Source organism: Halanaerobium saccharolyticum, from assembly GCF_003053565.1.
Classification (GTDB): Bacteria; Bacillota; Halanaerobiia; order Halanaerobiales; family Halanaerobiaceae; genus Halanaerobium; species Halanaerobium saccharolyticum_B.
Window position 1 is genome coordinate 1 of record NZ_QAXS01000036.1, and the last position, 17014, is coordinate 17014.

Here is a 17014-nt window from a genome sequence, read left to right on the forward strand (position 1 = left end):
TAAATATTCTTCAGTTTGAATTAAATCTGTTGCAACCAGGTCTGGTAAATTCATTAAATCTGTGATAAACTTATTATGCATTTGCTTGACTCCTTCATTGAATTTTTGGTGTTGTAACTATTTAATTCAACGGAGCCAGGCAAATGCCTTTTTTATTTAGATATTTTTAGATTTACAGTTTTTTCTTCACAACATTAATTATACAACCAAAAATTATAACAGAATTTTGTTGCGATTGCAACTAAATTAGATTAAAAAAAGATTAGAATTAAAAAAATAACCCCTCATTAAAAAATGAGAGGCCAATTAAAACTATAAATTTTACTATACCGCTTCGTTTTTAGCTCCCTTAACTTCTACATCCATTGCAAAATCAACTACACTAAAGACAATAACTGCTGTGATGGTATTAACTGCCGCCGCTGGAATTACTACTGTAGAAAACAAAACAGTAAATGGACCAGGTAAACCAACAAGCAGAGCAGCTGTACCGAGGAAAATTCCTCCACTTAAAAGTGTACCAAAAGCAGTTATTAAACCGGTAGATAATTTTCTAGATGGCAGTTTAACAATAATCGGTATTAAAGGATAAACAATCATAAATGTAAATAATTTATCCACCATATTTGCCACCTGTCCTCCAGGGAAACCGGTAGTTAAAGCAGTAAAAATTCCTGTTGATACTGCTACCAGAAAACCCAATTTAAAGTCCTGTTTAATGATCAATAAAATGAACATCATCGCCAGAGCAAAATCAGGTTTCATCCCCATAACTATTGGAGGAAAAAATGCATGTAAAATAAATCCAATCGCCACCAACAAAGCCGCCTGTGCTAAATCTTTTGTACTAATTCTCATCTCAACTCATCTCTCCTTTTTTGTTTTTACTAATCTCAACTAATTTTTTAAGCTAATCTCTATTAGCTTTTCTAATTATTTAATATTATACATCAGCCAGAATAAATTGTCAAAATATTAAAGCCGGACAATTTTGGTCTCAGGAACTTTTTAACTGTTCAACCAGAGCCTGATTGAGTTCGGCCAGCAGCCCCTGTTTTCCTGCCATCTGACTGTATTCCTTATATAACATATCAGAAAATACATCTTCGGCATAACCTCCATCGAAAAGCTTCTCCTCAGCCAGTGTTTTTTTCATTGAGGAAAACATTTTTTCGATAAAAATCGAACTAAACTCCTGAGCTGCCTTTTCCAGCTCTCCCTCTTCTTTATTTGAGGTATTAACCTTATTTTTAGACTTAATTTCCTGCTGATTATTAAGCTGATACTGAGCCAGCTGATGATAATTATTATTTAATCCATTCATTTTTTACACCTCATTTAAAATAGCAGATATTCTCACTGAAAATTTATTGGATCTCCAATTCTGCATGCAGTGCTCCCGCAGCATCAATTTTCTGGATAATTGAAATAATATCACGAGGAGTGGCACCAATAGCATTTAATGCTGTAACCAGATCCTCTATCGTGTTTTCCTGACTGACAATCAGCATATTACCTTCCTGTCCTTCATCGACTTCAATCTCTACATCTTCAGTTACTCTTGTCTCTCCTTCACTAAAGGGCTCAGGCTGTGAGACTTCCTGCTGAGTCGAAATGCTAACTGATAAATTGCCGTGAGCTACAGCCACAGTAGATATATGAACATTATGACTGAAAACCACAGTACCAGTTCGCTCATCAATTACCACTCGGGCTTCCACAGCAGGAGTTACTTTTAAGCTGTTGACCTCTGCAATAAAATTAACCATGCCGTAATTAAAATTATCCGGTTTAGAGATATTAATTGTTGAAGCATTTAAAGCTCTGGCTGTCCCCGGCCCGAATTTATTATTAATTGTTGAACTGATCTGACTGGCGGTTTTAAAACTGGGATTGGCAAGAATATAGGTCAGCTGTTCACCACTAAGAGAAGAGCCAATTTCCTTTTCCACCAGTGCTCCTCCCGGAATTCGACCAACAGTAGGATGATTTTGAACCTCAGAATTACCTCCATCACCAACACTGTAACCGCCAACTGAAAGTGGGCCCTGGGCTGAGGCATAAATTTCACCATTTGGTGCCTGGAGCGGAGTTAATAACAGGGTCCCCCCCATCAGACTATCAGCATCTCCGATCGAGCTGACAGTAATATCTAACTGATCACCATTATGGGCTACCGGAGGCAGCTCAGCAGTCACCATTACTGCAGCTATATTCTGACTTGCAACCTGGTTGTCGGTAACATTGACCCCAAAATTCTGCAGCATATTTGCCACACTCTGCAGTGTAGCCTGACTCCTGTTAGAATCTCCACTTCCATTTAAGCCGACTACAATACCATACCCGAGCAGCTGATTTATCCGCTGTCCTTTAAGTCTGGTAATATTTCCGATTTCAACCTCAGGATCATTAGCAGCAGATATAGTTGAACTTATTAATATAATAAAGATAGATAACAATACTAAAACTAAAATTCTTTCTTTCATAAATTTAAACAAACTATCCCTTCTTTCAAATACTTAAAAAATAAAATTAAATAATTTTGTTAAAAGTCCAGGGTCCTGTTTGTCACCTACAACACCCTCACCTTCATATTCTATGTTTGCATTACTGACCCTTTTAGAAGAAACCTCGTTATCAAAATTGATATCTTCTGGTCGAATTACTCCTTCTAAAATTATAGTCTGAATTTCACCATTAATCTTTACTCGTTTTGTACCCTGAATTTTAAGATTTCCATTTTCCCGCAGCTCTACTACCTGAGTGGTAATATCTGCCTCCAGAGTACCACTGCGCTGAGTCTGACCATCTGCAGATTCAGAATCAGAATAACTGAAATCAAAAAATGGTATAAAATCCAACAGACCAGCTCCTTCAGCATTATAATCACTGCCCTGACTGGCATCAGAATTTGCACTTTGAATTGCACTTGCATCTTCTTCAATTACTACAGTAATAATATCTCCCTCTTCATAATCGGGATAGTCCTGATATAAGCCTTTTGAATTATCACTCCAGAGTGATTCAGCTGCTGCTGAAGAAGACAGCAAAAAAACAATAATAAGCAAAATACTGATTATTTTAAATTTATTTAAATACATTTTTGCACCTCTCTTAATCTGAGATCATTTTAACCTCAGTTGGCGAAACTACTTCTACCTGAAATTGATAACCACTGTTTAAGTTTTCAACAGTTATAATTTCACCAATTTTTCCTCTTTCTTTAGCTTCTACAAAAGTAGAAAGATTTATATTATTAACATTTACTTTAAGATTTAATTTCTGTCCCCATTTTACTACATAAGGAATTTTAAGATTGTTTGACTTTAATATCTCACCTTTGTTTAAATTTCTTGCCAGCAAAACGTTACTGGCATTGATTTCTGACCAGTCCTGAACAATCTTTTCTGGGGCACCAGAAATACTTTTTTCCTGAACTGTAAAATCTGATTTTTTAATTTTTGCACCGCTTTTTAAATCTTTAGCTGCAGTTAAAACTTCAAGCAGCAGCTCCACTTGGACTGGATAAAAAAGTCTACGCAGTTTTTTCCCGTCCTGCCAGACTTCCAGTTTGAGATTGATATCTGGAAGTGATAAGTTCTGATTTTCAGCAACCTTTAACTGATAATCACCGGCTGCTATTTTCAATTCTGGAGCAGAATTCCTGCTTTTGATTATTATTTTTTCGGCAGCAAAATCAAGCTTAGTTTTTAAATAGTCTTCTACCAGAGCTGAAATTTCTGCTTCAGAAATCTCGATGCTTCGGCGGCTGACAACTACAGTTGCCGGCATTTTTAAGTTGAATTGAGATTTTTTATAGCCCAAATTCTGAATACTTAAATCAACAAGCACCCGGGTCAATCTTTTTTGATAACCTGGATTGGGAGAAGATTTTAAAACCAAATTTTCCAGCTCAGTTAAAGCAGACTCTGAGAGTCCTCCAGCTTTAATTTCTGCAATCTCTCCCAGATATATCTCAGCTGAATTAACTTCTGCCTCTTTCTTTATTTCAATCTCAAAAGCAGCAGCATTAAAAGTTATACTTATAGATATCAAAACTGTTAAAATAATAATTATTTTTTTCATAATTAGACACCTCTTACTACTGCTTTAATCACAAAGCACTATCTCTTAAGCTGATTGGCAGTCTGCAGCATTTCATCTGAGGCCTGAATAGCCTTAGAATTTGTTTCGTAGGCCCGCTGAGCTGCAATCATATTAACCATTTCTTCTACTACTTTAACATTTGACATCTCCAAAAAGCCCTGTGTGATTGTACCAAAGCCACCTTCACCTGGAACTCCCTGCATAGCCTGCCCGGAAGCAACTGTCTGAGAATAGAGGTTTCTTCCTTCACTGGATAGTCCAGCTGGGTTGGCAAAACGATAGAGCTGAATCTGTCCCAACTGCTGATTTTCGCCATCTACTATAGCGTTAACTGTTCCATCAGAGGTAATTGCTATCTCAGTAGCATCCTGAGGGATCTGAAAACTGGGATCTATCTGATAACCATCAGAAGTAACTATATTACCATTACTGTCCTGTTTAAAGGAACCATCTCTGGTATAAGCATAATTGCCATCAGGCAGCTGAATTCTAAAAAACCCATCTCCTTCAATCACCATATCCAGAGGGCTGTCAGTATTTTGAATATTACCCTGGGTAAATATTTTTTGAGTACTGTTGACTTTTGAACCATGTCCAATTTCTATCCCGGTAGGTATTTCTGCGCCCTGAGCATTTGGAGTCCCGGGCTCTCTCATATTTGTATAAATTAAATCTGCAAAATTAATCTTTGATTTCTTAAATCCACTGGTATTCACATTTGCCAGGTTGTTAGATATAGTATCAATATTGGTCTGCTGTGAATTCATCCCTGTTGCTGATGTCCATAAAGCACTTATCATATTTTCCACCTCAATTATTTTTTTTGAAGCAGACAGTCTAAAAATTTTATTAATTAAAAGCTGCTGTATCTTTCAGTCAACAGCAGCAGGAGCTTCCTTTTCAGGTCCGGCTCTCAACTTAAAATTTAAGCCTGTCCAACTTCGTTAATCACTTTAGATAATGTTTCATCAATACTGCTGATTACTTTCTGATTTGATTCATAATGCCTGGTAGTCTTAATCATCTTTGCCATCTCTTCTACAATTTTAACATTAGAACTTTCTAAGTATCCCTGAGCAATTCCAGCTTCACTCTCCAAAACAGATGCACCTTCCTGAGCTGTATAAAGATTGTCTCCTTCCTGCAGCAGCTCTGACTGATCTTCAAAATTAACAAGAGCAATCTGTGATCCCTGCAGCCCGTTGTTAAAAGTTATCTGGCCATCTGCACTGACCCTAAAATCCTGATCAGGAATTAATTGAATTCTATTCCCTTCAGTATCCAGCACATGATTTCCACTCTGGGTTACCAGCTCCGAATCAGCATTGATGGTAAAATTACCATCACGGCTGTATCTCTCACCAGCTTCTGTTTCGATTACAAAAAAGCCTTCGCCTTCAACGGCAAAATCAAGAGTATTATCAGTCCGCTGAAAAGCTCCCTGACTCATATCTTTAAAACTATGCTCCATATAAGCTCCAGTTGATAGTTCACCAATCTCCTGATCAGCTTTACCGGCTTCAATTCGGCTCAACAGCATTTCTGGAAAGGAACCAGTCACACCCTCTGATTTTTTAAAACCATTTGTATTAACATTGGCCAGATTATTGGAGCGGATATTTGATTTTTTCTCCAGCACATTCATCGAAGAAGCGGCGGTATATAAACCTTTAATCATTTTAACACCTCCTTTATTGATTAGTTTTCTGTCTTAATTCTTTATTAACCTCAGTAAAAGCACACTTTGCTATTCTATTGCGGATAATCATTTTATCCTTACTGCTTAAAAGCTGAACTCCAGGGAAAATACACTTATTAACCTTAATTACTGCTTCATCCGATGCAGTCAGCTGTTCTTCCAGTTCTTCAATCTCTAAATCAAGTTCTGCTTTTCTCTTTTCCAATTCATCGCGGGTAACTTTTAATTTAGAAAACATTTCTTTTTTATTGGCAGGTAATTTAATTCCCTTTTCTTTCATTGAGTTTAAAAGGTCAACACTTTTATTTACCTTATCCAGATTGTCCTCAACAGTCTCCAGCTCATCTTTAGCTGCTTTAAAATTCTTGCGCAGTTCAGGCTCCAGTCCAATTTCTATATATGTTTTTGTAGCCAGACTCGATCCTATCATATTTGCTTCAATCACATTTTGGGCCATAACCCTTCCACCAACAATTAAACCTTTGCCGCCACTTACAACAACACTGTCTTTAGCAGTAACCTGGCTGTGCATTACTGCCTCGTGGACTCTAACATTATTGGCCTTAATTTCTGCATTTTCAACAAAACGGGCGTTGACATCACCTTTGGCAGTGATTTCACCCTTATTTCTGCCCAGAAACCCCTTCTTAATTAAAACACTGCCTCCACTTTCTATTTTAGCAGCTCCTACATTACCTGCAACCTCTACATCACCGGAGGCCTTAACTATAAAACCTTCTCTAAGATCACCATTAATTTTAACACTGCCTACAAAATCAATATTCCCCTCTTCTAAATCAACATCACCATTAACCTGGTAAACAGGGTTAATCGATATCTTTTTTCCATCACGAACTATCTGCCCATCTTTGGCAGCATAAACACTCTTATCTTTTTTGACAGTGTTTTTAGCTCGAGGAAGTTTTACAGATTTAGGTGCTGGAGGCTTAATCTCTTCTCCAAATACATCTGTACCTGCCTCACCGGGTGTTGGATCGACCACTGTGACAATTTTTTCTCCCCGGCGAACATTATTAATTAAATTTTTAGAATGAAAATCCATTGTTCCATCTTCTCGCAGAGTACCAATATTATTCTCTTTTTCTTCAAATTGATAGATCAAATATCCATCTTCACCAGGAGTGGCTTTTTCTCCTTCAGCAATAATTTCTTTGCTGACCGGCTGCCTGTTTTTTAAGACTCTTTTTATTTTATCATCTTTAATTCCATAACTTATCTTCTTAGCTGCCAGCATTTTTTTAAGATCTTCAAAGTTAATTTCTTTACCATCCCGGCCGGGAGTAAAATCTAATAAAACCTTTAATTTATCATTAGAGACTTCAATTTCTACTTGATCATCTTCAGAAGGAAGATTGATATTTTCAGCAATCTTAAACCACTCTTTTGACTGGCCTTTGAGTTCATTTATTATTTTCTCATAATCAGCATCCATTATATTGTTTTTTTCAAGGAAGTTTTCAATTTCCATCAAATCTGGATTACTATCTGGCCTGAACTTTAGAAGTACATCATCTTCTGTAAATTTAAGCAGACAATTTTTGTCTTTTCTATCAACCTGCTCTTCACTCACTTTTAATTACCTACCTCTCATTAGAAAAAATATTCTTTTGATCTACTCAGCATTCCCCTTAAGCGCCGGACTGCCTGACTATGCAGCTGAGAAACTCTTGCCGCAGACAGCTCCATCACTTCTGCAATCTCAACCTGAGTTAGTTCTTCATAATAATATAAAGATAAAACCAGTTTTTCCTTTTTGGACAGCATTTCAATTTTCTCGGACAGTAAATTAACTGCTTCCTCATCTGAAAGTTTATCAACAGCCTGATCAAGATCAGCAGCAATTAGCTCTATCAACTCAGCACCATCAAAATCCTGGGATAATGAAATCCAGTTGGCCAGCTGACTGTGTCTTTCAATAGTATTTAATCTCTTTTTATTAATTCCTGTGAGTTCAGTTAGTTCTTCCTGTCCTGGCTCTCTACCGGTTTTTGCTTTAAAGCTTTCTCTCTGCTCTTCTACTCTTTTTAATTCTCTGCGCATATTATCCGGCAGCCAGTCCTTACTTCTTAAATAGTCATAAATTTCTCCCTTAATTCTCGGCAGGGCAAAAGTAGAAAATTCCACTCCTCTTTTAAAATCAAATTTTTCTACCGCCTCAATTAAACCTATTATGCCGTAACTTTCCAGATCTTCAGATTCAATCTGGTCGGGAAGCATGATTATAATTCTTCCCACAGCATATCTAACCAGGCCCAGATGTTTTAAAATAATTTCTTCTCTAGCCTGCTGATTATCATCCAGTCTGTATTTTTTCCAGAGTGCCTTATCTAAAGCCATAATAATCTTCCTTTAGCAAATTTATTAGTTATTATTCTGCTGATAATCAAATTCTTCTGGATTAAATGCCGAAAAGTCTTCGCTCTCAAAATCATTTTCAACTGCAGATTCTGCAAAATCCTGCTCTGCCTCCACTTCTTCTCCAGTTTTATTCTGCTCCGCCTCAGAAACAGCCTCTTCTTTTTGAGTCTGGTCAGCTTCTGGCTCGAACTCAGCCTCTGAACCATAGTTTTTAATTAGAAAATAACTGAGCTGAAGAAATAAAGTCATCAGCGTGGTATAAATCAAAAATTTAAGGCCGAGATAAAATACTACTTCCAGACTGCGGCGAATAGATAGATTATAAATTACTGCAGCTGCATATGTAATTAGCCCGATGATAAGTGAATTTACCACCATCTAACTCAAACCTTTTTTACGACTTTTCCGCTGATAGGCAAAAATCCACTGAATAATTGCTTCCCTCTGCTCGCGCTCAATTTCAATAAATTGAACACCATAATTATTGAGCTCATCATTTTCTCGCTGGCTTCTGACAATTTTTGCTTTAATAAATTCTTTTGGAGCTAAAATATTTTTCAAACAGATTAAAATTTCTTCACCCTTGTCGAATTTCTTTTTCAGCTGCATCTGAATACCCCCACCACTTATATCAAGCAGCCGAGCTGCAGAAATTTTCTTTGGATATTTTTGATCATCAACCATCTGATAAACATCAACTGTAACGGTAACATCAAGCCTGAAATAATCACGCCTCTGAATTCTGGTAACCGAGTCAGATCTTTCGATTAAAAGTAATGGTATTGGTTTATTTGTTCTTTTTAAAATTTTAGATTTAAATTTATAGGCTGCCCGATCAGTAGTATAATAAACATTAACTGGCTGATTTAATCTGAGTGGAAGTGGTGCTCCCTCCCGATAAAGGCCGGTAATCACTACTCCAGCTTTCAAAAAATCGGCAACCTTGCTTAAATAGTTTCCCTGATAGGAACCTGATAAAACTTCTATCTCAAGTTTTTGATTAACCTCTAACTCTTTCATATTCTCAACTCCATCAACTATTTAACATGTTTATTAAAAAAGCCTACCATTTTGTAGAAATAACTTTTTACTCCTTTTGCCTGCTGTTCTTTTTCCTCACCGGTTATTTTTCTGGCCAGCTTTTCAAAATCTCTGGCAGCTTTCCGATTCGAAAATATTTCAGCATAAGGTTTTTGTTTGCGCAGTGCGGCACTAATCTTGCGATCATGAGCTATACTGCCAATTAAAGTTAAATCTAGATCCAGGTAATTTTTTACTGTTTTGATTATTCTTTTTGCTGTTTTTTGTGCATCTTTTTCGTCTTCAGTCTGATTAATAACCATTTTAATTGGTTTATTGTAATCGTGATTGGCCAAAATTTTGATTAAACTGTAGCTGTCCATAACTGAAGTAGGTTCGGTAGTTAAGAGGAGAACCAACTCTTCTGCAGCCAGAATTGTATTAACTATACTTTTAGCTGCTCCTGCTCCCAGGTCAATTAAAAGGTAATCATAATTTTCTTCAATCTGATCACCAAGAGCTATCAACTTCTGCATGGCGTCATTTTGAATGTCAATAAAACTGTCGTCACCGGTAATTCCACTTAAAAGTTTAATCCCGGCCGGCCCTTCGATCACAGCATCTTCCAGACTGCATTCTCCCCGCAGAAGGTGGCCCATGTCATAATTAGGCTGCACTCCCAGCATAATATCCAGATTAGCCATCCCTATATCACTGTCAATGATCAGAACCTCTTTGTCCAATTGGCGGAGATTATAGGCAAAATTGACTGTAAAGGTTGATTTACCTACCCCACCTTTACCACTGGCAACTGCAATAGTTCTGGTTGATGAGGTATTGAATTCAGTTAATTCAACATTTCCTTTTTTCTCCTGCATAATCTCTTTCAGTTTGGCTGCCTGACTACGCATTGAAATCACCAAATAGGTAGCTGAAGATTTCATCCGCTCCTGCTGTATCCAGATCTTCCGGGACGTCCTGGCCACAGGTTAAATAAGAAAGCGGTAAATCATAATTTGCTTTAATATTAATAATATCTCCATAACTACTTGTTTCATCAAGTTTTGTCAGCAGAGCCCTGTCAGGTTTAAGTACAGAGAATTTAGAAACAATGCTGCGCAGATCACTGCTTTTCGTGTTCAGGCTTAAAAGCAGATGAACTTCATCAATCAGACTGTGGTCAGCAAAATCTTTTAATCTCCCCAGCTGTGATTCATCCTTCCAGCTGCTGCCAGGAGTATCTATCAAAATTAAGTCACAATTTCTAAACTGACCGGCTATCATTTCTTCCAGCTTAGAACTGCTGTAGCAGACTGCAAAAGGAATATCTATAATTTCACTGTAAGTCTGCAGCTGTTCAACAGCAGCTATCCGGTAGGTATCAGCTGTAATTAAACCAACATTTTTATTTTTATCTACTGCAAAATGAGCAGCAATCTTGGCCATAGTAGTTGTTTTTCCTACTCCAGTTGGACCAATAAACGAAACAACCTTTTGTTCAGATTTTAATTTAATTTCTTCGTTCTCGGAAAAATAAATAGCTAAAAATTCTTTTAAACGGCTTTCAAAATTTTCTTCACTACTGGCAGAAGTTTTAATATCCATTTCTTTTAAAAAGAGATTAACATTTCTGCTCTCTACTCCCTGATCCAGAAGATAATTATATAATTGATTGCTGTTATTTAAGCTTTTATTATTCTTTCGGGTATTTTTTTGATTAAATTTATTCTGCAGTTTTTGAGCAGCTGTCAGATTCTGCTGTTTTTCCAGCTCACCGGCAAAAGATTTTTGCTTTGGACTCTTTGTTTTATCTTCTTTACTTTTCGTTTTTTTCTTATCCCTGCTGTCTTTAGTTTTAATCTCTTCTGCAGCAGCGGAATCTGCAGCAGTTTTTAGATCGTCGATAAATTCTTTGATTGCATTTTTGTTTTCAGGATCTTCACTTGCCGTTTTAGGAATTTCAGCCCTGTCGACTTTTTTGCTCTTTCTGTTGTAATTTGAAATTTGAACAACATCTTCAGCATCCTGTGCATTTTCTGCGGTCTCTGAAGCTGAACCTTTGCTTTCCAGAGCAGCAACAACCTCAAAGACTTCTCTGCCGAAAAAGCCAAAAAAACCGCCTTTTTTTGATTTTCTTTTATTTACAATCACAGCTTCCGGTCCAAGATCAGCTTTGACCTGAAAAATTACATCCTGCATTGTTTCGCCTGTATATTTTTTTACCTTCATATTTAGTTAACAACCCCCTGAACCTGTAGTTCAACATCAGATTCCAGTTCATTAAAAGAGAGTACTGTCAGATCGGAAAAAGTTCGATGTACCATTTCTTTAATTGGCCTTCTGATCATTGGTGAGGTTAATAAAATTGGTTCCTTACCCTGTTCTAATAACTGTTTTGCCTGCTGAACTATACTGTTAATTAAGTTCTGAGCCTCAGCCGGCTGTAAGGATAAATAATTACCCTGATCAGACTGCTCTAAGGAATTTGCCAGTTTTTCTTCTTTCTGTGGATCTATAGTAAAGACATTTAAGTTGTTAGCCTGATCAGTAAACTGATTACTAATCTGTCTGGATAACCCCTGACGTACATATTCGGTTAAAATTGTTTGATCTTTGGTCCGACCAGCGTGATCGGCCAGGGTTTCTAAAATCAAGACTAGATTTTTAATCGGGATATTTTCCCAGAGTAAATTCTGTAATATTTTTTGAATTTCTCCCAGATTCATTAGATCCGGCATTAATTCATCAACTACAGCCTGATTATCCTCTTTTACATTATCAATTAATTTTTTAACTTCTTCTCTACCCAGCAGCTCGTAGGCATGTGATTTAATAACCTCTGTTAAGTGAGTAGCCATAACCGATCCCGGATCTACAACAGTATAATTTGCCATTTCAGCTCTTTCCCGCTGCTCGGCTTCAATCCAGATTGCCGGAGTACCAAATGCTGGCTCTTCTGTATCTATACCCTCAATATCTTCAAAAGTATCTCCCGGGTCCATTGCCAGGTATTTATCAGCAAATAACTGATATTCACTTATTTCCACACCCTGCAGCTTTATTTTATAGGTATTTGGTTGCAGCTGCAGATTATCCACAATTCTAACTGGAGGTAGGATAATCCCTAAATCCATTGCAATCTGCTTTCTGATATTGGCAACTCGATCTAAAAAGTCTCCTCCCTGTTCAGGTAGAACAAGTGAAATCAAATTATAACCAACTTCAATTTCAAGTTTATCAACTTTTATCAGCTGTTTAATCTCCTGTTCCTTCATCTCCTGTTTTTCTTCCGGGCTCAGCTCAGATCTTTCTTTTTTCTTTTCAGGAGGAGCTTCAACCTGAGCAGTTCTAATAATCAAATAGCCCATAGTAGCAATAAATACTGCCAGCACTAAAAATGGAATAGTCGGTAAACCAGGAACAAAACCCAGAATCATTAGAACTCCAGCCGCTATAAAAAGGGCTTTGGGCTGTTTTAAAAGCTGCTCTGTCATTTCATTACCCATATTATTATCTGAGGCAGCTCTGGTTACAACCATACCGGTGGCTGTAGAAATTAACAATGCAGGAATCTGTGAAACCAGACCATCACCAACAGTTAAAAGAATATAAGTTTGAGAGACTTCTGCTACACCCATCCCCTGCTGCATCATTCCAATTACAAGTCCACCTATAATATTTATAAAAGTAATAATAATACCTGCTATGGCATCACCTTTAACAAATTTACTGGCACCATCCATTGCTCCATAAAAGTCTGCTTCCTGTCTAATTTTTTCTCTTTCTCGTTTTGCTTCATGTTCATCTATGATACCGGCATTTAAGTCAGCATCAATACTCATCTGCTTACCGGGCATTGCATCCAGGGTAAATCGAGCCGCTACCTCGGCAACTCTTTCTGCACCCTTGGTGATTACTATAAATTGGATGACTACCAGGATTAAGAAGATAATCAAACCAACTACATAGTTTCCGCCGACAACAAAGTCACCAAAACTCATAATGATTTCTCCAGCATAACCCTGGCCCAGAATTAATCTGGTTGTAGATACATTAAGACCCAGCCTGAATAAAGTTGCAAAAAGCAGCAGGGAAGGGAAAACTGAAAGATCGAGTGGCTCTGTTGTATAAATGCTTACCAGAATAACAACCATCGAGAAGGTTATATTTGCAGCCAGCAGCATATCTAAAAGCATAGTTGGCAGAGGAATGATAAACATTACAATTATTCCAACAACCATTAGAGCAAAAATTATATCCGTATTTTTTGTTATATTTGTAAAAGCTGCAGTATTATCCACTAAAAAAATTAACCTCCATCAATTTATGCATAAATTTAAACATAAGTTATCATTATTATATCAACTATCAGGGCAAATTAAAACAACAAATAGGAATTAATATATTAATCTCCTTAATTTCTATTTTGAAATATTTTTGCCAGAATTTCGGCTACCGCCTGATAAAGTTCAACCGGAACCTGATCCCCAATTTCTGTCATCTTATTCAGGGAGCGAGCGAGTGGTTTGTTTTCAATAATTTCCACTTCTGCTTCTCTGGCTTTTTCTTTTATTTTTTGTGCAACAAAATCTTCTCCCTTGGCAACAACTACCGGAGCTTCCATCTCATCTAAATCATATTCTAAAGCAACAGCTATATGGGTCGGGTTGGTAATTACTACATCAGCATCCTTAACAGAAGACATCATCCGATTCATACTCATCTCCCGCTGCCTCTGCTTCCGCTGCTGCTGGATCATCGGATCTCCTTCCATCTCTTTTCTTTCCTGTTTAACCTCATATTTGGACATTTTAAGATCCTTATTGTGCTGCCAGCGCTGATAAAGTAAATCCAAAACCCCAAGCATGATTAAGGCTGCAATAATTGCAAATCCCATTTGAGAAATCAGCCCGGCAATGGCTGCCAGCGACTGATCTAGCCCCTGATCTATACTTTTTTCAAATACATCAAGATTATTCATTAAAAAGCGGTAGGCAATAGCAGCAATTACCGCCAGCTTAAATAGTGATTTTAGTAATTCCACAAAGCCCTTGAGAGAAAATATATTTTTAGCGCCCTTAATCGGATCCACTTTTTTTAAATCCGGAACTAAAGGCTTAGTTGTAAAGAGAGCTCCAACCTGTAAAAAATTAACCAGAATTCCGGCTGCAGCTGTAACTATCATAATTGGATAAATTGTTTCTACTACTGAAAAAAAGGCATCATATAATATATTAAAAGCCATATTGATTGTAAAGGGTTCAATAATTAGATTTTTAAAATAATACTGAATCTGTTCCAGAACCCCAAAAAATATCTGCTGCATTAAAAAATAGAGAAACATAAAACTTGCCAGCAGGGTAAAAGCCTGACTGATCTCTTTTCCTTTGGCTACATTCCCTTCCTCCCTGGCATCCCGTTTCCGTTTGGGAGTGGCTTCTTCTGTTTTCTCTCCAGTTCCATTATCGGCCATAATATTAACTCCTTCTGCTCAGTACTAAAAAATCAGGACCACTATCAATTCTTGTTGATTCCAGTAAATAATCAGCCCCGCTAAGGAGCAATCAGTCTAAAAAGAGCTGGGATTTCATGAATTACTTCCATAATAACCTCAGCATAATAGCTGTTTAAAACAGGCATCAAAACAAAGAGTAAAATTAAACCAGCCATAATTTTGATCGGAAGCCCCACTATAAATAAGTTCATCTGCGGTACAGATCTCGCCAGAAAGGCAAGTATGATATCAATAAAAAAGATAGCTCCAGCTATCGGCAGTGCAATCTTAACGGCAAGTACAAACATATCAGCACTTCTTCTAAAAAAATACTGCCAGAGTTCTGAGCTGAAATTAACCCTTCCTGGGGGAATGATCTCAAATGACTGATATAAATGTCTGATTAATAACAGGTGGCCGTTTAAAGCCAGAAAAATTAAAGTTACAAAAATATTTTTCAGCTGACCTATAACGGGCGAATCAACACCACTAAAAGGGTCAACTACATTGGCTATTCTAAAACCCATGCGCATATCAATTATCTGACCGGCTAGCTGAATTGCAGAAAAGACTAAAAAAACAGCAAAGCCCATAAATAAACCAATGCTGAACTCGCTCATTATTTCAACGATTACTAAGAGATTACTGTCTGGATTAACTAAAGGATAACCGGCAGCTACAACCGGAAAAGTCAGCACTGTCAGTGCCAGTCCAATTAAGATTTTAACCTGATATAAAATTACCTGACTGCTGAATACTGGAGTTAAGAGCATCATCCCCAGATAGCGGCTTAAAATTAAAAAAAATAGATAAATATGTTCGTTAATCATTAACTCTTCTAGCAATTATAATCAGCCCCTAACCGACATAGGTGGGGATTGTCTGCAGAAGTTCCTGCACAAATTCTACCACTGTTGTCATTATCCAGGGACCAAAAAAGGCAATTGAACCAAGAACTGCAAATATCTTGGGCACAAAGGCCAGAGTCTGTTCCTGAATCTGAGTTGTCGCCTGAAAAATGGCAACTAAAAGCCCTGTGATCAGACCCGCTCCCAGAACAGGCAGCACAACAATTATTACAATATACAGAGCCTGTCTTCCAATATCAAGAACTACTGCTTCTCCCATATTCTTCAACTCCTAAATCATTTAAGATAATAATTAAAACAGGTCATTTATCATTTATTAGAAAAAAGTTTCTACTAAAGAACCAATTAAAAGATGCCAGCCATCAGCCAGAACAAATAGTAAGATTTTAAATGGTAATGAGATAATTACCGGTGGTAACATCATCATTCCCATCGACATCAAAATACTGGCTACAATCATATCAATCATTAAAAATGGTATATATAATAAGAAGCCAATCTGAAAAGCAATTTTAATTTCATTGATTAAAAAAGCTGGTATCAAAACAAAAGTCGGTAAATCGTCCCTGGTCTCCGGCCGCTCAATCTCAGCTATATTAGTAAATAATGCCAGTGAGCGCTCATCAACCTGATCAAACATAAATTCTCTAACTGGCGAAATTGTGTTTTGATAAGCTTCTTCTAAGCTTATTTCCTCTGCCAGATAGGGCTGTAAAGCATCCTGATTTACCCCCTGCCAGACAGGTGACATAATAAAAATTGTTAAAAAAATTGCGATTCCAATTAGAATCTGATTTGGGGGCATATTATTTAAAGCAAGTGCCCTTTTTAAGATTGAAAAAACAATTATAATTCTGGTAAAAGAAGTAAAAAGGATTATGATTGCTGGTGCAAGTGATAAAATTGTCAATAACAGTAAAATTTGAAGTGATAAAACTAAATCATCACCCTGATCTTCAGCTTCTCCATCTCCGATTTCAAAAGAGATGTTTGGAATATTAAAATCCTGGGCTGAAACTGAAAGACTAAAACTTAATAAAAATAAAACTATCAGAGCGAGTAAAAATAATTTCTTAATCATCCCGATCACTGCTGTTAGATTTTTCATCCTTTGCCAGAATGCTTTTTAGTTTGTTTTTAAAATCTCCCTTGTTTCCTTTTTCTTTTTTTAGGTCTTTAAAATCTACATCTAACTGATCAATCGGCCAGCTTTTAAGATAATTCAACTCTTCTTTACTGCCGCCGAGCATTACTATCTCATCAAAAACTTTTACCAAATAAATAGTTTCTCCATTGGCCAGCCTCATTGTATCAATTATCTGCATCTGTCTGGAGTTAGTAAGATTAAATCTATTTTTCAAAAGGTAATAAATAGCTAAAATAAAGCCAATTACTAAGACAAGATAAAAAGTTATTTTAAATGTTTCCCAGAGGTAATTCATTATA

The 17014-nt window shown here is 36.9% G+C and carries 19 protein-coding genes; all 19 read right to left on the bottom strand.

Translation table 11 applies throughout. From position 1 onward, the window contains the following. Positions 1–324: 324 nt before the first annotated feature. The 19 genes from C8C76_RS12110 to C8C76_RS12200 all read right to left on the bottom strand — a co-directional run bounded on the left by C8C76_RS12110 (position 325) and on the right by C8C76_RS12200 (position 17010). On the bottom strand, positions 325–858 hold the full coding sequence (locus C8C76_RS12110) for a tryptophan transporter (protein ID WP_258222548.1): 534 nt from the start codon (positions 856–858) through the stop codon (positions 325–327). A 139-nt stretch (positions 859–997) separates the two neighbouring features. Then, positions 998–1324 (bottom strand): rod-binding protein, encoded by a 327-nt coding sequence (locus tag C8C76_RS12115; RefSeq protein WP_108142012.1) that lies wholly within the window; start codon positions 1322–1324, stop codon positions 998–1000. 43 nt (positions 1325–1367) lie between these two features. Then, positions 1368–2498: a flagellar basal body P-ring protein FlgI gene (locus C8C76_RS12120; RefSeq protein WP_258222549.1), complete on the bottom strand. Its 1131-nt coding sequence runs from the start codon at positions 2496–2498 to the stop codon at positions 1368–1370. Positions 2499–2519: 21 nt separating this feature from the next. Further along, positions 2520–3101 (bottom strand): flagellar basal body L-ring protein FlgH, encoded by a 582-nt coding sequence (locus tag C8C76_RS12125; protein ID WP_108142015.1) that lies wholly within the window; start codon positions 3099–3101, stop codon positions 2520–2522. A 13-nt stretch (positions 3102–3114) separates the two neighbouring features. Continuing rightward, on the bottom strand, positions 3115–4086 hold the full coding sequence (gene flgA, locus C8C76_RS12130; RefSeq protein ID WP_108142017.1) for a flagellar basal body P-ring formation chaperone FlgA: 972 nt from the start codon (positions 4084–4086) through the stop codon (positions 3115–3117). A 38-nt stretch (positions 4087–4124) separates the two neighbouring features. Next, the gene (flgG, locus tag C8C76_RS12135) at positions 4125–4907 is read right to left on the bottom strand and encodes a flagellar basal-body rod protein FlgG (RefSeq protein ID WP_108142019.1); all 783 of its coding nucleotides are present in this window, start codon (positions 4905–4907) and stop codon (positions 4125–4127) included. Between the two features lie 125 nt (positions 4908–5032). Continuing rightward, positions 5033–5785, bottom strand: a complete 753-nt coding sequence (gene flgF / locus C8C76_RS12140; RefSeq protein WP_108142021.1) for a flagellar basal-body rod protein FlgF — start codon at positions 5783–5785, stop codon at positions 5033–5035. A 13-nt stretch (positions 5786–5798) separates the two neighbouring features. Continuing rightward, positions 5799–7397, bottom strand: coding sequence for a DUF342 domain-containing protein (locus C8C76_RS12145; RefSeq protein ID WP_108142023.1), 1599 nt, complete (start codon positions 7395–7397; stop codon positions 5799–5801). A 20-nt stretch (positions 7398–7417) separates the two neighbouring features. After that, positions 7418–8164: a sigma-70 family RNA polymerase sigma factor gene (locus tag C8C76_RS12150; protein ID WP_108142025.1), complete on the bottom strand. Its 747-nt coding sequence runs from the start codon at positions 8162–8164 to the stop codon at positions 7418–7420. Between the two features lie 24 nt (positions 8165–8188). Next, complete coding sequence (locus C8C76_RS12155; protein WP_108142027.1) at positions 8189–8563, bottom strand: hypothetical protein; 375 nt, start codon at positions 8561–8563, stop codon at positions 8189–8191. Further along, positions 8564–9205: a flagellar brake protein gene (locus C8C76_RS12160; RefSeq protein WP_108142029.1), complete on the bottom strand. Its 642-nt coding sequence runs from the start codon at positions 9203–9205 to the stop codon at positions 8564–8566. Between the two features lie 17 nt (positions 9206–9222). Continuing rightward, complete coding sequence (locus tag C8C76_RS12165) at positions 9223–10149, bottom strand: MinD/ParA family protein (RefSeq protein WP_258222550.1); 927 nt, start codon at positions 10147–10149, stop codon at positions 9223–9225. Further along, positions 10109–11434, bottom strand: coding sequence for a flagellar biosynthesis protein FlhF (flhF, locus tag C8C76_RS12170; RefSeq protein WP_108142031.1), 1326 nt, complete (start codon positions 11432–11434; stop codon positions 10109–10111). The genes C8C76_RS12165 and flhF overlap by 41 nt, the downstream gene beginning before the upstream one ends. A gap of 2 nt (positions 11435–11436) precedes the next feature. Further along, positions 11437–13506 carry a flagellar biosynthesis protein FlhA gene (flhA, locus tag C8C76_RS12175; protein ID WP_108142033.1) on the bottom strand — a complete coding sequence of 690 codons (2070 nt, stop codon included), beginning with the start codon at positions 13504–13506 and terminating at the stop codon, positions 11437–11439. 113 nt (positions 13507–13619) lie between these two features. After that, the gene (flhB, locus tag C8C76_RS12180; RefSeq protein WP_108142035.1) at positions 13620–14678 is read right to left on the bottom strand and encodes a flagellar biosynthesis protein FlhB; all 1059 of its coding nucleotides are present in this window, start codon (positions 14676–14678) and stop codon (positions 13620–13622) included. Positions 14679–14758: 80 nt separating this feature from the next. Then, positions 14759–15544, bottom strand: a complete 786-nt coding sequence (gene fliR, locus C8C76_RS12185; protein ID WP_108142037.1) for a flagellar biosynthetic protein FliR — start codon at positions 15542–15544, stop codon at positions 14759–14761. 13 nt (positions 15545–15557) lie between these two features. After that, entirely contained in the window at positions 15558–15827 is a 270-nt protein-coding gene (gene fliQ, locus C8C76_RS12190; RefSeq protein WP_108142039.1) for a flagellar biosynthesis protein FliQ, read from the bottom strand. Between the two features lie 57 nt (positions 15828–15884). Beyond that, positions 15885–16649 (bottom strand): flagellar type III secretion system pore protein FliP, encoded by a 765-nt coding sequence (gene fliP, locus C8C76_RS12195; RefSeq protein WP_108142041.1) that lies wholly within the window; start codon positions 16647–16649, stop codon positions 15885–15887. Next, positions 16642–17010: a FliO/MopB family protein gene (locus tag C8C76_RS12200; RefSeq protein WP_108142043.1), complete on the bottom strand. Its 369-nt coding sequence runs from the start codon at positions 17008–17010 to the stop codon at positions 16642–16644. Before C8C76_RS12200 ends, fliP begins: the two co-directional genes overlap by 8 nt. Between the last annotated feature and the right edge of the window lie 4 nt (positions 17011–17014).

Coding starts and splice junctions, on each gene's coding strand:
- C8C76_RS12155 (WP_108142027.1), bottom strand. CDS start 8,563: ATGGTGGTAAATTCACTTATCATCGGGCTAATTACATATGCAGCTGCA.
- C8C76_RS12165 (WP_258222550.1), bottom strand. CDS start 10,149: ATGAAATCTTCAGCTACCTATTTGGTGATTTCAATGCGTAGTCAGGCA.
- C8C76_RS12200 (WP_108142043.1), bottom strand. CDS start 17,010: ATGAATTACCTCTGGGAAACATTTAAAATAACTTTTTATCTTGTCTTA.
- C8C76_RS12150 (WP_108142025.1), bottom strand. CDS start 8,164: ATGGCTTTAGATAAGGCACTCTGGAAAAAATACAGACTGGATGATAAT.
- fliQ (WP_108142039.1), bottom strand. CDS start 15,827: ATGGGAGAAGCAGTAGTTCTTGATATTGGAAGACAGGCTCTGTATATT.
- flgA (WP_108142017.1), bottom strand. CDS start 4,086: ATGAAAAAAATAATTATTATTTTAACAGTTTTGATATCTATAAGTATA.
- flhB (WP_108142035.1), bottom strand. CDS start 14,678: ATGGCCGATAATGGAACTGGAGAGAAAACAGAAGAAGCCACTCCCAAA.
- C8C76_RS12125 (WP_108142015.1), bottom strand. CDS start 3,101: ATGTATTTAAATAAATTTAAAATAATCAGTATTTTGCTTATTATTGTT.
- C8C76_RS12110 (WP_258222548.1), bottom strand. CDS start 858: ATGAGAATTAGTACAAAAGATTTAGCACAGGCGGCTTTGTTGGTGGCG.
- flgF (WP_108142021.1), bottom strand. CDS start 5,785: ATGATTAAAGGTTTATATACCGCCGCTTCTTCGATGAATGTGCTGGAG.
- C8C76_RS12160 (WP_108142029.1), bottom strand. CDS start 9,205: ATGAAAGAGTTAGAGGTTAATCAAAAACTTGAGATAGAAGTTTTATCA.
- C8C76_RS12115 (WP_108142012.1), bottom strand. CDS start 1,324: ATGAATGGATTAAATAATAATTATCATCAGCTGGCTCAGTATCAGCTT.
- flgG (WP_108142019.1), bottom strand. CDS start 4,907: ATGATAAGTGCTTTATGGACATCAGCAACAGGGATGAATTCACAGCAG.
- flhF (WP_108142031.1), bottom strand. CDS start 11,434: ATGAAGGTAAAAAAATATACAGGCGAAACAATGCAGGATGTAATTTTT.
- fliP (WP_108142041.1), bottom strand. CDS start 16,649: ATGATTAAGAAATTATTTTTACTCGCTCTGATAGTTTTATTTTTATTA.